This window comes from Chryseobacterium sp. KCF3-3 (genome assembly GCF_045865955.1).
Classification (GTDB): Bacteria; Bacteroidota; Bacteroidia; order Flavobacteriales; family Weeksellaceae; genus Chryseobacterium.
Genome location: NZ_AP035792.1, coordinates 1,336,438 through 1,351,594 on the forward strand (window position 1 = coordinate 1,336,438; position 15,157 = coordinate 1,351,594).

The 15,157-nt window shown below is 35.9% G+C and carries 15 protein-coding genes; 7 read left to right on the plus strand and 8 right to left on the minus strand.

What is annotated here, in order from left to right; translation table 11 throughout:
• Positions 1 to 87: 87 nt before the first annotated feature.
• Genes ACKTTZ_RS05955 through ACKTTZ_RS05985 form a run of 7 tightly spaced genes read left to right on the plus strand, consistent with a single transcriptional unit; the run spans position 88 to position 4,705 of the window.
• The gene (locus tag ACKTTZ_RS05955; protein WP_407847798.1) at positions 88 to 843 is read left to right on the plus strand and encodes a polysaccharide deacetylase family protein; all 756 of its coding nucleotides are present in this window, start codon (positions 88 to 90) and stop codon (positions 841 to 843) included.
• Complete coding sequence (locus tag ACKTTZ_RS05960; RefSeq protein WP_034692447.1) at positions 836 to 1,462, plus strand: outer membrane lipoprotein carrier protein LolA; 627 nt, start codon at positions 836 to 838, stop codon at positions 1,460 to 1,462. Before ACKTTZ_RS05955 ends, ACKTTZ_RS05960 begins: the two co-directional genes overlap by 8 nt.
• Positions 1,428 to 2,063, plus strand: a complete 636-nt coding sequence (locus tag ACKTTZ_RS05965) for a hypothetical protein (RefSeq protein ID WP_407847800.1) — start codon at positions 1,428 to 1,430, stop codon at positions 2,061 to 2,063. Before ACKTTZ_RS05960 ends, ACKTTZ_RS05965 begins: the two co-directional genes overlap by 35 nt.
• 7 nt (positions 2,064 to 2,070) lie before the next feature.
• On the plus strand, positions 2,071 to 2,670 hold the full coding sequence (locus tag ACKTTZ_RS05970; RefSeq protein ID WP_051934216.1) for an outer membrane beta-barrel protein: 600 nt from the start codon (positions 2,071 to 2,073) through the stop codon (positions 2,668 to 2,670).
• A 4-nt stretch (positions 2,671 to 2,674) separates the two neighbouring features.
• Positions 2,675 to 3,055 (plus strand): 3-hydroxyacyl-ACP dehydratase, encoded by a 381-nt coding sequence (locus ACKTTZ_RS05975; protein ID WP_081906382.1) that lies wholly within the window; start codon positions 2,675 to 2,677, stop codon positions 3,053 to 3,055.
• Entirely contained in the window at positions 3,052 to 3,528 is a 477-nt protein-coding gene (locus ACKTTZ_RS05980; protein WP_034692452.1) for a hypothetical protein, read from the plus strand. The genes ACKTTZ_RS05975 and ACKTTZ_RS05980 overlap by 4 nt, the downstream gene beginning before the upstream one ends.
• Before the next feature lie 4 nt (positions 3,529 to 3,532).
• Positions 3,533 to 4,705 carry a DUF2062 domain-containing protein gene (locus tag ACKTTZ_RS05985; RefSeq protein ID WP_253317186.1) on the plus strand — a complete coding sequence of 391 codons (1,173 nt, stop codon included), beginning with the start codon at positions 3,533 to 3,535 and terminating at the stop codon, positions 4,703 to 4,705.
• Positions 4,706 to 4,756: 51 nt separating this feature from the next.
• Here ACKTTZ_RS05985 and ACKTTZ_RS05990 read toward each other — a convergent pair whose 3' ends face one another.
• From ACKTTZ_RS05990 to ACKTTZ_RS06025, 8 genes are all read right to left on the minus strand, one after another.
• Complete coding sequence (locus ACKTTZ_RS05990; RefSeq protein ID WP_407847803.1) at positions 4,757 to 7,408, minus strand: T9SS-dependent M36 family metallopeptidase; 2,652 nt, start codon at positions 7,406 to 7,408, stop codon at positions 4,757 to 4,759.
• Between the two features lie 267 nt (positions 7,409 to 7,675).
• Positions 7,676 to 8,929 carry a DUF3887 domain-containing protein gene (locus tag ACKTTZ_RS05995; RefSeq protein WP_407847805.1) on the minus strand — a complete coding sequence of 418 codons (1,254 nt, stop codon included), beginning with the start codon at positions 8,927 to 8,929 and terminating at the stop codon, positions 7,676 to 7,678.
• A gap of 6 nt (positions 8,930 to 8,935) precedes the next feature.
• Complete coding sequence (locus ACKTTZ_RS06000; RefSeq protein ID WP_253317189.1) at positions 8,936 to 9,301, minus strand: hypothetical protein; 366 nt, start codon at positions 9,299 to 9,301, stop codon at positions 8,936 to 8,938.
• The gene (locus ACKTTZ_RS06005) at positions 9,298 to 10,986 is read right to left on the minus strand and encodes a C45 family autoproteolytic acyltransferase/hydolase (protein WP_407847807.1); all 1,689 of its coding nucleotides are present in this window, start codon (positions 10,984 to 10,986) and stop codon (positions 9,298 to 9,300) included. The genes ACKTTZ_RS06000 and ACKTTZ_RS06005 overlap by 4 nt, the downstream gene beginning before the upstream one ends.
• 1 nt (position 10,987) lies before the next feature.
• On the minus strand, positions 10,988 to 12,514 hold the full coding sequence (locus tag ACKTTZ_RS06010; RefSeq protein WP_253317190.1) for an NAD(P)/FAD-dependent oxidoreductase: 1,527 nt from the start codon (positions 12,512 to 12,514) through the stop codon (positions 10,988 to 10,990).
• Between the two features lie 158 nt (positions 12,515 to 12,672).
• Complete coding sequence (locus ACKTTZ_RS06015) at positions 12,673 to 13,557, minus strand: lipid A biosynthesis acyltransferase (RefSeq protein ID WP_034692466.1); 885 nt, start codon at positions 13,555 to 13,557, stop codon at positions 12,673 to 12,675.
• A gap of 119 nt (positions 13,558 to 13,676) precedes the next feature.
• Positions 13,677 to 13,931: an acyl carrier protein gene (locus ACKTTZ_RS06020; RefSeq protein WP_047377388.1), complete on the minus strand. Its 255-nt coding sequence runs from the start codon at positions 13,929 to 13,931 to the stop codon at positions 13,677 to 13,679.
• A 4-nt stretch (positions 13,932 to 13,935) separates the two neighbouring features.
• Positions 13,936 to 15,156, minus strand: a complete 1,221-nt coding sequence (locus ACKTTZ_RS06025; RefSeq protein WP_407847810.1) for a beta-ketoacyl-[acyl-carrier-protein] synthase family protein — start codon at positions 15,154 to 15,156, stop codon at positions 13,936 to 13,938.
• Position 15,157: the final 1 nt, after the last annotated feature.

Consider the following 15,157-nt stretch of genomic DNA (forward strand, 5'->3'; position numbering starts at 1 on the left):
TTATAGATTCTTCATTTCGCTTCGCTACACTCAGAATGACAAAATGGGTATACATTCAGGAAGTTTAACAATAAAAAATAATCAGCAATGAAACATTATCCTTTCATCCTGTTCTATCTTTTCTGTAACGTTTTTATTTATGCGTTCCACGGAAGCTTTTGGGTGTATCTGTTTTGTTTTCTTGCTTTTTCTGCCGTGGTTGTCTGGGGTTCATTTGATATTGAACTGGGATATTTTGTGAACAGTATTACCCACAAGCGCACCAGACTCAAAGAAGTCGCCCTTACGTTTGATGACGGACCTACTGAATTTACACCAAAGTTTTTAGACCTGCTTAAAGAACATCAGATAAAAGCAACTTTTTTCTGTATCGGAAAACAGATTGAAAAATATCCTGAGACGTTTCAGAGAATCATTGCAGAAGGCCATACAATTGGTAATCATACCTTATCACATTCCAATTCTACAGGCTTTTTATCGACTTCAAAAATGATTGAGGAAATTGAAAGATGTGATGAAGTCATGAAAAATGTGGGAAATATCCAGACTAATCTCTACAGACCACCGTTCGGAGTGACGAATCCCAATATTGCAAAAGCGATTAAAAAAACGAATAAAGACAGCATCGGTTGGAATGTTCGATCACTGGACACTATCATTGATGACGAAAATAAAATTTACAACAGAGTAACCAAAAGCCTTAAAAATGGGAGTATTATCCTTCTTCATGATACCTCGGAAAAGACCTTTCGGGTGCTGACCAATTTATTAGTATTTTTGGAGGATAAAAAATATTCAACTTTTACTGTTGATACAGTGATAAATTCAAATAGAAATGATTAAAAATATTGCTTTCGGAGCATTCTTACTGGTTTCCGGTTTCTTTTTTGCACAAAATACCGCAATGTCTGGAGCTGAAGCCAAAGCATTTGTGTCGAAGGTTTCTTCAGACACGAAAGAAATTAAAACGTTACAGAGTGATTTTACCCAGACCAAAAAAATGGATTTCCTGGATAAAAGCATCGTTACTTATGGGAAAATGTCTTTGCAGACGCCCAATATGCTAAGCTGGAAATATACCAAGCCTTATCAGTACAGCATTGTTTTTAAAAGCAATAAAATCTTCATCAATGATCAGGGTAAAAAGTCTTCTGTAGATGCGAAGAGTAAAACATTTGAAAAAATCAATAAACTGATTGTAGGAAGCTCAAACGGAACGATGTTCAATGATCCGGAGTTCACTGTGACGTATTTTAAGAACGGAAATTACAATGTAGCTAAGTTTATTCCTAAGACTTCGCAGCTGTTGAAATACATCAAGCAGATTGAGCTGTATTTCCCAAAGAACCAGTCGACAGTTTCCCAGGTGAATATGACGGAGGCTTCCGGAGATACTACGAATATTGTTTTCAAAAATACAAAGATCAATGCTTCCATTCCTGCGTCAGAGTTTTCTTTATAGCCTGATTCTGATCCTGGCTGTTTCCTGTAAAACGTATCAGTTAACAGATGTAAAACCTGTCTCCTCTTCTGAAAAGATGGTTGAAAATTTATACTTTTCTTCAGGTGAAGATTATGTATACAAATGCCAGATGGACATTTATAAAAACCATGTGAGCGGAATTCTGATCATCAAAAAACTGAATGAATCGACACATCGCGTCGCATTAACCTCAGATTTTGGAAATAAACTGATTGATTTTGAGGTTTCCGATGATGATTTCAAACTGAATTATGTACTTCCTGACCTGGATAAAAAAATCGTGATCAACTTTCTGAAAAATGACTTCCAGCAGCTTCTGAAAAGAAAATATCCTGTCAGTGAAAGCTTTGAAAATGATCATGCTAACATCTATCTTTCAAAAATCGAAAATAAAAGCTATTATCTGTTTTTCAACAAAGAAAATAATTTGCTGAAACAAATTATCTATACGAAAAACGGCAAGGAAAAAATCGATTTCACTTTTGATGCAAAAAGACCTATCTTCGCAGACAGCTTAAACCTGCAGCACAAGGACTTTAAGATCAATATAAAACTATTTCAAATAACCGAAACGGAATAAATTTCCCATGAAAAAAATATATTTCTTACTTTTTGCACTTTTCACCAGTTTATCTTTTGCACAGGTAACTTTCAACCCGGGAATCAGAGTGGGTGCCAATATTTCACATATCTCTGACGGACCTGCCCATGAGTCCTTTTATTATAATGATAATCAAGGATATCACTACGGAACCAATGCTTATGATATCAAATCAAAAGTAGATTTTTACATAGGTTTTCAGGCCAATATCCGATTTGCAAAATTCTATGCTCTTCAGCCGGAAATTTATTATACCCGCCAGGGAGCAAAGTTTGAAAGCCAAAATCCAGGTGTTTCTTCTAAAACAGTTACTCTTTCTTATGTGGGAGGAGCGGTAGTGAATAAATTCTATTTTGAGAAATTTAATATCCATTTTGGCCCGACTTTGGAACTTCTGACAGATCATAAAAATATCGATTCTCCTATTGAGGGAGATTTGGGGCTGTTATTTGGAGCCGGTTATGATATTACAAAAAATATAGGCGTTGAAGCCAGAATTAAAAAAGGTTTTGTACATATTAATAATGACAATACCAACGTGACATTCCAGGCGGGAATGTATTACACATTTAATCTTAAAAAATAAGATCATGCAGACCATTCTTACAGACTTTTATACTTTAACATCATACGATAAGACAGAAGACGGAAAGTTTACTGCTCATATTCATCTTAATAAAGACCACGATATTTTCAAAGGTCATTTCCCAGGAAATCCGGTAACTCCAGGTGTTTGTATGATGCAGATTATTAAGGAACTGACTGAGGAATTTACAGGTTCAAAGTTATTTCTGAAAACAGCTTCCAATGTAAAGTTCATGGCGATTATCAATCCTTTTGAAACACCTGATTTGGTACTTCAACTGGATATTGCTGAAAATGAAGAAGATGTTAAAGTAAAAAACTCTACTTCTTTTGGCGAGACTATTGCATTGAAATTGTCTGTAAGCTATAAAAAATTACCATCATGAAACTAATCTTATCATTCTTTGCAGCATTTGTTTTTTTCTTTCAGTCTGATCTTGAAACATTGAGAAACAGCTATGCTAAAGCCAATGAATCTAATACTAATACACAAAACTTCATTGAAACAGCGGACAAACAATCCGGTTCTGATGCAGTAACTGTAGGATACAAGGCAGCAGCAAAGATTATGGAGGCAAAAATTGCTAAAAGCAACAGAAAATCACTGGTAAAAACAGGAGCAACAAGTCTTGAAAGCGTTATCAAAAGTAATCCTAATAATGCAGAATTACGTCTGATCAGAATGAGCGTTCAGGAAAATATTCCAAAGATTGTAGGATACCGTGGAAGTTTGAAGGATGATAAAGCGTTCCTGTTGAACAATTACAGCAAACAGAATACAGCATTAAAAGGCTATATCAAAAGGTTTGCAATGCAATCTAAAACCATTACAGAGGCTGAAAGAGCCACTTTAAAATAAAAAAATGTTGCTTGCTGAAGTACAAAACGCCATTTCTGAAAAGAAGATATGCGTTTTAATACCTACCTACAATAATGAAAAAACCCTGAAGAGGGTTATTGACGGCGTTCTCGACTACACCGAAAGTATTATTGTGGTGAATGATGGTTCTACCGATTCTACGGTACAGATTCTTTCTCAATATCCTCAGATTATGGTTATTTCCCTTCCAGAGAACAAAGGAAAAGGAAATGGTCTTAAAACAGGTTTCAGAGCAGCAAAGAAGTCAGGATATGATTACGCCATCACGATTGATTCTGATGGGCAGCATTATCCGGATGATATTCCGGTATTTGTAGAAGCTCTTCTTCACGAAAAAGAAGATGTTCTCCTGATCGGGAACAGAAATATGTCTCAGGATGGTATTCCTAAGAAAAGCAGCTTCGGAAACCGTTTTTCCAATTTCTGGTTCTGGTTTGAAACGGGTATCAAACTGGAAGATACACAGTCCGGTTACAGGCTTTATCCTTTGCATAAAATTCCCAAGAAATATTTTACCCCAAAGTTTGAATTTGAGATCGAAATCATTGTAAGAACTGCATGGAGGCATGTTCCGGTAAAGAATGTGCCGATCAAGGTTCTGTATGATCCTGCAGAGCGGGTTTCTCATTTCAGACCTTTCAAAGATTTTACAAGAATCAGTATTCTGAATACAATTCTGGTAACGATTACACTACTTTATATTATTCCGAGAAACTTCGTGAATAATTTCAAAAAAAAAAGTTTTAAAAGATTCATACAGGAAGATGTCTTAGAAAGTGACGGAAGCAACCGTACTAAGGCCTTTTCTATAGCATTGGGGGTTTTTATAGGACTTTCACCTTTCTGGGGATTTCAAACGCTTCTGGTGATCAGCTTATCTGTACTTTTTAAACTTAATAAAGTACTTGCATTTGTAGCTTCCAATGTGAGCCTTCCTCCTTTTATTCCCTTTATTATAGCGGCTTCTCTGTTTTTGGGTGCACCATTTGTAAGTGGAGACAGCGATATTCTAAGTCAGGATTTAAACTTTGAACTGATTAAGAATAATCTTCTGCAATATATTATCGGTAGTTTTATTTTAAGTACCACCCTTTCTGCTCTTGCAGGAGTAGCGTCTTTTTTGTTTCTGAATAAAGTAAGCCCGGAAAGCAATTAAAAAAGCCTGGAACAAAGTTACAGGCCTATCACAATTAGTTATTATAAATTCCTATTTGGAAACAATAATCTTTTGAGAATAATCAAGTGAATCATTACTCACTTTTACAATATAAGCTCCATTGATTAGTTTTTCTGCACTAATGGTGTTTTGCTTATTAAGGTTGATACTTTCTTTGGAAATCAGTTTTCCTGTAAAATCAAAGATAGAAACTGTAGTGATTCCTGACAACTTGATATCAGAAGGTGTTTTTATCGTGAATTCATTTCTTACAGGATTTGGATAGATAGAAAGTCCTTTAGAATCATTAATTTCTTTTACAGCCAATGTAGCACATTCAGCAGGAACAGTAAAATCTTCTACCTGATCACTCATTTCAGGTAAATTATTAAATGAGGCATAGCCATTAAGCCCACCAGGCGAAGCATTCATCCCTAACCCTCTTTTAGCAAAAACATTCCAAATCAAACATTTATTATCCCCTCCTGTTGATGCCTGATCAGCAGCTAAAATAGCATCTCTTCCCTGTACAAAGCTAGGATTACACTGTTGTAATTTTAATGCATCTACTACCACCTGAAGAACTCTTGCGCTTCCGCTGTTTGGATCTGCCAGAACATTGCTGTTGTACCCATATTTTTCTACATACTTCCAATTAAGATCCCAAAGCATAGATGCCCAAACAAATCCAATACTATGAGCATCTGGTGAAGTAAGAGTAGACCCTAATACATTTTCATTTATTACCATTCCATTAGTTTTTCCATAAGTATAGTTATTTATTGTAAAATCAGGTGAATATTTAGTAGATCTAAGCCCTCCTCCATTAGTGTTTTGTCCCAAAGCAAATGTTCCTACCCCTCTAGCTACAGATGCATTATCCCCAGGTTTATTCGTTAGCATCAGAGCAAAGAAATCAGACCATCCTTCTCCCATTTGTTCATTGGAAGAATAGGAATTTAAACAATCACTTCCTATACCTGTCATACGATTACTAATCCCATGCCCATACTCATGTATAATAATTCCATTATCTAAGCTTGCATCATTGTATATATAAGTAGCTTTATCATCTTTTAAAGTAACATTTACTAAAGTCCCTTTCATAATTTCATTTACGAGAAAAGAGCCTTCAGAATTTTCGATTAATATCGAAGGTATTGTTATACTGGCATCTGTCCCTCCTATAGGTGCAAAACCTACAGAAGCAGGTGCGTTATAAACTACTACTCCTACTGCTCCTTTTAACTGTGCATTTTTAACTTTAACGGTATAGCTACAACCTCCTCTTTGTATTAAAGCAATTTTTCCCATCAGGTTCTCAGAAATATCAGAACATCCGTTTTGCGGAGTAGTCAGAGCCAAATCTCCGGTTATAGGAGGATTCCCTTCAAGTGTAGGGCCAAACGTCGCTTTTTTACTGGAAGGTTTTCTTATGGTAAATACAGAAGGTGAGTTATAGAAAAGGTTCTGAATTTGGGCAGGTTCATACAGGTACATCTGCATTCTTGGTACATACCCATCAGCAGGTGATTGAAAATTTGCATTATTATAACCTGCTCCATCTCTAGCTTCGGCTAGTACGGCATCATTTCCTGCTCCTCCTGCCGCAAAATTATTTGTTTGGAAATTTCTGGACGTTTCTGTGAATCCGAATTTATAAAACACATCATGTATTTTGTTATTCACATAGAATAAATTAGTTACAGCCGCAGAAGTATAATTATGCGGTGGAAGAGTTACATCCATTGGGAAATCAAATGCTCTGTTGGCTCCTCCATCAGGAGAGAACTGTGGCGTATTGGTCGCATTTTCGTCTGTATATGCAAATACATTATTCCCTCTTGTATTCGTGTAATGAGTTATTCCATCAAAATGCCATCCATCAGGAGAAGCAGTAATATCCCATGGATTATTCAGTAGTATTCTGCTTCCGAAAGAGGGAGCTTCTACCGGGAGTGGCAATACATTATAGGATGCGTTATCCGGAGCTAAAACAGAATTCTTATTAAATTGATTTACTTCATTATTTAAATATTCCGGAAAGACGACAGCCTGGGCATTCTGTCCCTCAATAGGAAGCTCTCGCTGAATATGCTCATAAGCATCATTATGAAAATTACAGGAAAGGTTGAGATTTTCACGGTATAAAACTGTCCCATCAATTGTACTGATAATTACCGTCAATAGATTCCTTGTTTCTTTCTCTTCAATATTGAACTGATATCCCAGTGTAAGTTCACCTGCATTTGCGAAATAAATAAGATTAGTCTTTATGGGAATTTCTTTTCCTTCACTGCTTCGGGATATTGTAAGTCCATTGAATTTTTTAACTGTTTCTGATATCAACGCGTCCTTTGATGATGTTTGTTTTCCTTTTATACTAGATGGATAAGTATTGATAAAAGTATTTGCAAAACTTAAAACTTTATTATCTCGGATTAAAACATTAGCAGAACTACCAAATATGGGAATACCATTAATTGTTTGTTGTATTCCCACAACATCACCTTTTAAACTTTTTGAATGATCAACATTGATTACTGTAAATGTTTTCAACTCTTCATGTATTCTTTGAAATGGTCCTTTTTCAGAGTTGAGATAGGTTTTAATAATCTGATCGTATTTTTGTGCTGAGAGTATTCCAGATCCTGAAAAACAACTCAACACCAAAATTTGAAGAGAAAATTTTATTTTTTTCATTATTTATTATTTTTCGAGTGCAAAAAAAATTAATATTACACACAAAAACAATAAAGTATCAAACTAAACATACACTATCAAAAAAAAAGACTATTTCCACACAAATAGATTAAAAAAAACAATCAAAAAAAATAATTTCAGTAATTTTAATAATATGAAAAACAAATTAATTCTATACACAGTGGTTTATTTATTGAAATTTAAACTTTCACTTAAATTATTTTGAAAGATAAATAGAATAATACCAATAAGCTAAACCATCAAAACTTATCGGAAAATAAACTGAACTAAATCTTTTAAAAACTGTTCATCTACTTTTCCTTTTGTTTCATAATCTTTTGGAGATGGTTTTCCAGTGCCGGAAATAAATAAGTGACTTAATGTAGGATAAAACTTAAATACGGCTGTCTTATCATTTTTCAATGTTTCTTTCCAAAGGTTGAAATCTTTTTCAGTCACCTGATAATCTCTTCCCCCTTGTGCAAAAAACATGGGAGCTTTTACTTTTTTAACCTCATTAAGCTGATTGTAATCTTTTAAATATTTCCAATACGGTGCAGATTGTCCCAAAGGAAGTTCTGATGAAGGTGAACTTACATTAAATTTAGATGAATTTAAAAATGCTACCTGCTTTTTCACTTCCTGAACCGCCTCAGCAGGAACTTTAGTTGGATCTATAGCATGAAGATAATCATACTGTTCCACTAATAAATCCTGTAATGATCTCGCATTTCCAGCCATAAAAACATATTTTGAAACCTGAGCTTTTTCTGCAATTTTTGGCATCATATACGCTCCCTGGCTATGCCCGAGAATGATAATCTGGTATCCTTTGTAATCAGCATTATTTTTAAAATAAAGAGCTGCGTTTACGGCATCATTGACCGTTTCCTCTTCTACAGTAGATTTTTCATTAAATGTCTCAGGATAGGAATAGGTTCTTTTATCATATCGGTAGGAAGCAATTCCGTTGGCTAAAAGGTATTCTGCAATATCTTTAAACGGCTTATTTTCCCCAATGGTTTCATCTCTGTCATGTGCTCCTGAGCCATGAACGAAAATCACCAGTTTCTTTTTATTGTTGGAGGGAGGAAGCAACAGCGTTCCATTCAGTTCAATTCCATCACTTTTTATTTTTAGTGTGGTCTTCTCATCTGGTTTCTCAAATGTTTTATGCGGAACTAAAAAGAAGCCCAGCATTTTATTATTTTCTCCAAAAGTAATTTGAATGTCAAGTTTTGTTTTTTCAAATTCGGAATAGTAATAATAGGTGCTTCCTTCATTATTTACTTCAAGGATATTTTTCAATCCTCCAACCTGGCTCTGAAGCTGGTCCGGAATGGCTTTAAGCTGATCCACCGGAATCTGGCCCGCTACGGAAGGATCAAAATAAGAGTGTGCTTTTTCCGCATTTTTATCTACCAGCAAAGCTTTAATGAAAGTATTTCCGATCTCTTTTCTATCCTGAGAAAAGAATAAAAGAGCAGATGCGGTAAAGAATAGGGTTAAAAGTTTTTTCATAATCAATTATTTAAAGACCACATCAGCAAATGATAATGGAGTCATCATTATGGTGACAAATATCGCAATAATAACCAGGGCTAACTGTGTGATATGGTATATTTTTTCTCTTTCCTCCTCATTGATGTCAAAAGTAAATTTTATTTTATCAGGCCTTCTGATGATCAGCCAAATAAACACGAGAACAGCGAGATTCATCAATACAGGAAACACAAGAAAGATTTTGCTTCCATAATTGTCCTTCATACTTCCGTAACCGTGAATAGTGATGGTGTCTGGTATTGAACTGTAAACGGTACACAAATACACAGAATAACAGATGATAATGACAAAAGGAATGCAGAACAGCAGTTTTATATATTTAGGGATCATTTCAGTTTCTTTAAAGTTTTCTTCAGGTATTTTTCAACATTTTTTCTGTCCGGAACTGTTGTAATTTCTTTCGTCAAAGCTTTCTCAAACTCCATTTTTGCCTTTGAATATTCTTTTTTGCTAAAATAATACTTTCCTGACTGATAATAAACCTGCCAAAATTCAGGATTCATATTCTGGTAGGAAGGAATTACATCATCTGTCAACAATGTGTTTTTATCATCAGCGGCCTCATTGATTTCTTTACCGTACATTTTAGACAGCTCATAGTTTTGGAATTCTTCCGAATCAGCAAACGGATCTCTCGCAATATTCAATCCTGTTTTTGCCTGTAAACTTTGCGACAGCTGCTTCCCGGAAAAAATCTCATTCAGGTCATAACAAACAAATTCTCCCAGCTGATAAGGATTAGAAGAAACCCAAACCAGTTTTTTCTGAGGCGAAAATATAACGGCATGGTGAGCCAATAGCTGATTGAGTGCTTTTTCATTTCCATAGCCAATGTTTTTATCTTTCAATCCGGATCTATTTCTTAAAATAGAAGCCATCTTTTCGGGAGTGATCTTTTTTTCTTCCTGTAAAAGCTCCTGAAGTTTTTCATAACGATATTCGGAATGGCTTTCTTCAATCTGTTTCTGATTTCTTTTATCATCTTTGTAAGCTTCAGACTGGAAATGATTGGTGCAAAGAACTCTGCTGGTATTCTGCACGCTGTACACTCCGAAATTCTTAGGTGAAACTTCAATAATGACTGCATTTTTATCAGCCGCACTTCCCACAAGAATAGACTCTGAAACGAAAACTTTTCTTTTTTGGGCAATGGCAATAGCCTCTTCTATATTTTTTGCATATTGTAGAATCTCTCTCGTAACAAGGGAAATAGGAGTTTTTGCCGTTAAAGGAATTTTTGATTTTCCGGCATTAATGGTCACTGTAATTCCTTCTTTATTCATTCCGGAAACCACACCAATCATTCCCGGCCAGCTTACCGACATGTAGGGAATTCCTTCTTCGGGTTGCACAAATTCTACCAATTTATTTTTAGCAAAATCATCTCCCACATAAAAATCGAAATTTCTTCCAATCAACAAGTCTCCATCTTCAGTATTTTCATTCCAAACAGCAAGAGATGTACAGCCTACCATGGCAAGATCCTGCATAGCATGTCCTATATCATGCGCTCCGTGCAGGTAAAGATTTCTTAAATATTTGGGAGCAATAAAATCATACTGATTGGATGAATAGTGTGACAAGCCAAATAATTCTGCCTGATAATCTTCTCTTACATTGAGGTACATCTTTCTGTTATACCATTTTAAAAAGCCTCTTAACAGCCTTTGTCTGAATTTTGAGGGCACAAACCCTTCCACTTTTGAAAAGAAAATACCTTCCTGTTTCTGCATTAAGCTTTGGGTTAATGCTCCGTTATTATAGCCCAGCTGCAAAGGATTTCCTTTGATATATAATTCCCAGAGCTGCTGTTTATTTTTGGTAAGATAATTCTGATTGTAGCTGAATGTACTGTCATTGATCTGGTTCACTTCAGGAACTTCCAGCGCATATTGTTTTACTTCAGGAATATGTTTGATAGATTTTGATATTCCGCATGACGTGAGGAAAACACAAAAAGTGAGGTAAAGAAAAATTCTTTTGTAAGATGAATAAATGGTTTTAGTTTTTTTCACTTTAGTTTTTATTAATCATTTGTGTCAGCCGCATGTCTATCGTTTCTTTTCCGATAATTTCAGCACAGGTATTAAAAGCTCCGATCGTAACGCCTAAGATCCCATGCATATTCACGGATTGTCCGGTCAGGAAAAGGTTGTCAATTTTGGTACGGGGAGAAACCATCGTTTTAAGAGGATTCTCTGAGCTTTTCATGTATCCATACATATTTCCTTCACAATTCCCGATATAGTCCCGATAAGACAAAGGAGAGGAAGTATAGAGTGTTTCAATGGCATGCCTTACATTCGGAATTTTCTTTTCCAGAGCGTCAAGCATTTTTTCTGTTTTTTCAAGCTTAAATCTTTCATAGGCATTTCCTCTTTCATGCTCATCGGCAACGGTATTGAAGGTATTTTCCCATTCTTTAACCTCATCAAAATCCATATAAGATATCGCCGTCAGACTTTCTGCGAATTCAGGATGACGTTTCGAAGGTGTGGAAGAAAGCATATACGTTTCCGGCCATGATTCTTTCCTGTATTGGAACGCATTCCAAACCTGTTCTTCGGATGAGTAGTGATATCTGTTATAATTAAAATTCGGAAGATAATGAGGTTTTAAAACAAGGTAAATACTAAAGCACGATGAAACTGGCTTCCAGCTTAAAACCCTGTTCAGAAAGGATTTCTTAAGTCTTTCTTCTCCAATAAGCTTAATAGTGGAACGGATTTCTATATTTGAAATAAATTGTTTGGCAGCGTATTCTTTTCCTGTTTTTGTTTTGACAGAGGTCAGTGTATTATTTTCATTAAAAACAAATTCTGAAACTTCCGAGTGCTTGTGTACTTCGGCTCCATATTCCCGGAGTTTTCTGATCAGAAGTTTAGAGATCTGGCTTCCTCCTTTCACACATTTGTACGCACTTTGGATATAAGAATTTACCGTCAAAGCATGTACATAAAAGGGAACATTCTCCGAGTCTCCGGCATATAAAAAGTTGGAACCTAATAAAACCGACTGAAGTTTTTTATTCTGGGTAACAGATTCAATGAATCTTTTGGTATTAAGGTGCAGGATTTCTTCGTTGTAGCTATCTTTTCCCACCACATGATATCTGGGAAACTGACTGCATACATACTGAATTTCTTCACAATAGTTTTCAAGATTTTCTTTTTCTTCGGGAAAATATTTTGAAAGCTGTTCTACAAAATTCTGATAACCCTGTGCATGGGGATATTCTATTTCATCATCTCCGAAACTGATTCTGTCATAGCCATCTTCATCCATCAACTGAAGTTCAAGATCATCCATGATTTCAAGATAGGAAAAGAACTGGTTCAGATTCTGCCCTTTGGATAAGCCCCCAAGATAATGGACTCCGGTATCAAAAATAAGTTTATCTCTTGAAAAGGTCTGCAGATTTCCTCCATATTGGTTATTTTTCTCCAGAACGCATACTTTCAGACCTTCTTTCGCCAAAATAAGAGCTGAAACAAGACCTCCCAATCCGCTGCCGATTACAAGTATGTCGTATTCTTTCTTCAAAAGAGAATGTGCTTTTAATAATTAAGAAACAGGGAATTTAAGATATTTAAAGATTACTTTCGTAAAGTAAGCATAGAAATTTTATTAGTCATCTTAAATCTCAGTACATCTTAATGGTTTTAGTTTTTTATTCGTTTTGTGGGATAAAAATAGAAAAATTAATCAACATCATCCCAAAAATCAAAATAATTAAACCATTGAAGCGGGTATTTTTTCACCATAGTTTCAAGATTGTTCACATACGACTGTAAAAGCCCTTGTGAATCACGGTTTTTGATGTTTTGAGCCACTCTTGCATACAGATGGTAATGAAGATTGTTTTCCTTCATCACATAGACATAGACTACTGGAACTCCTAATCTTGAGGCAATCAAAAATGGGCCGGCCGGAAATTTTGCACTTTTTCCCAGCAGTTCTGCCTCCAGATATTTGGATCCTTCGAAATAACGGTCTCCGGTAAAGCAGATAAGCTCATTATTGGACAAAGCCTGATTGATCTCAAAGATATGAGACATGTCTTCTTTTACGTAAATGAACTTGATATTACTCTCTTTTACGGCAACACTTTCAAGATATTCCTTGATGACGGTAACTTCCTGATCTGTAGTCACCAGATTGATCTGACAGTCAAAATCAATATCAGCAAAAAAATGCTCTGCAATTTCAAAATTACCGATATGGGCACTGATCAGCACTCCTCCTTTTTTAGCGGCTAAAAGATTTCTGAGATTTTCAATACCGTCAAACTCATAAGTATATTTTTCTCTGAGCCCGGCAGAAATCGCGGTTTTATCAATCAGAACTTTTCCGAAGGTAAAATAGCTTTTAAAGATAGAAGCTTTGGATTTCCAGTATCCGTAGTTCAGTCTTTTCTGGAAATAATAAAGAATGTATTGGTTGCTTTTCTTCTGAAACAGTGAATAATAGGCGGCTACAAAGTACAGCACACCATATGAACTTCTGATCCCGATATTTCTAATACACCAGACGAATATTCTGTATCCGAGTACTGTTCCTTTAGATTTACCTTTCCACTTGTTCATATCTAGAATTTAATATAACAGAGAGCCAATGTAATAATACCTTTTTGAAGTGTCCGTTACCGGATCACTGTGATATTGTTACATTGGCACATTTTATAGAATAAAGATTTACTCAATAACTACGCGTTTTTTTCAGCAATCTTATTTTCAATCGTTGTATAGAAATCATCAAATGTTACCATTTTTTTGAAATCTGCTTCTCCTAATTTCACCCCGAAATTGGATTCAATCACGACTACCATGTCGATATAATCTAAGCTGTCTAAGCCCAGTGTATTTTTAAGGTTGGCATCGTTACTGATTTCGTCTCCGTCTACCTCGAATTCGTTTACAAGAAAATCATTAACAATAGCAACAATTTTTTCCCTTTCCATGTTTTTAATCAAATTTTTTAACTATTAGTGCAGAATTGGTTCCCCCAAACCCAAAAGAATTCGACAAAAATACATCAATTTTTTGATTTTTTGTTTTTGCGACTAAATTTATCTTTTTCGCCTCATTATCAGGGTTTTCCAGATTAATATTAGGAGCAACAAAATCATTCTGCATCATCAGAATAGAGTAGATAACTTCACTTGCACCTGCCATCCAGCACTCGTGTCCGGTCATCGATTTGGTAGAACTTACCGGAACTTCACTCCCGAAGATCTCATAGATGGCTTTCGCCTCGTTGGCATCACCAATTGGAGTAGAAGTTGCATGAGCATTGATATAATCGATGTCTGAAGCTTTTAATCCTGACTGTTTTAAGGCTCTGTCCATTGCCAAAGCCGGCCCGTCTACATTAGGGGTTGAAATATGACCTCCGTTTGAAGAAAAACCATACCCGATAATTTCAGCAATAATCGGAACACCTCTTCTTTGGGCAGATTCTAAGCTTTCAACGATCAGACTGGCTGCTCCACCACTTGGAATCAATCCGTCTCTTTCTGCATCGAAAGGTCTGGATGCTTTTGTAGGCTCATCTTCTCTGGCTGAGAATACTCCCAATCCGTCAAAGCTCGCCATGGAATATTTGTTGGTTTCCTGAGCTCCGCCGCAGATAATCATATCCTGAAACCCATTTTTGATCATCATATAAGCCAGTCCCAAAGAATGGGAACCGCTTGCACATGCTGCACTGATGGTAAGATTGATTCCTTTCAGTTTAAAAATGGTTGAAAGGTTCATCGTTACCGTTGAGTTCATTGATTTAAAGATCGCTCCCGAGCCCATCAATGTTGTATCTTTCTTTTCCCTTGCAATATCGATAGATTCTACGACTGCCTGGGAAACACTGTCGTTTCCGTATAAGATTCCCACTTCATGAGCATCTAAGAATTCTTCGTCCAGATTCGCCTGTTTTAAAGCATCCATAGTAGCAAGATAAGCATATTCGCTTTCCTCTCCCATGCTGACACGCTGGCGTCTGTTTAAAAGATTTTTCAGATCAGGTTTCGGAACTACTCCTGTAAGGCCAGACCTGAAACCAAATTCTTTTCTGTCCTGATCTAAAACAATACCGGATTTTCCTTGATATAGGGATTCCCTGACCTCTTCTAAAGACGTCCCGATGCAGGAATAAATTCCCATTCCGGTAATTACAACCCTATTTTCCATG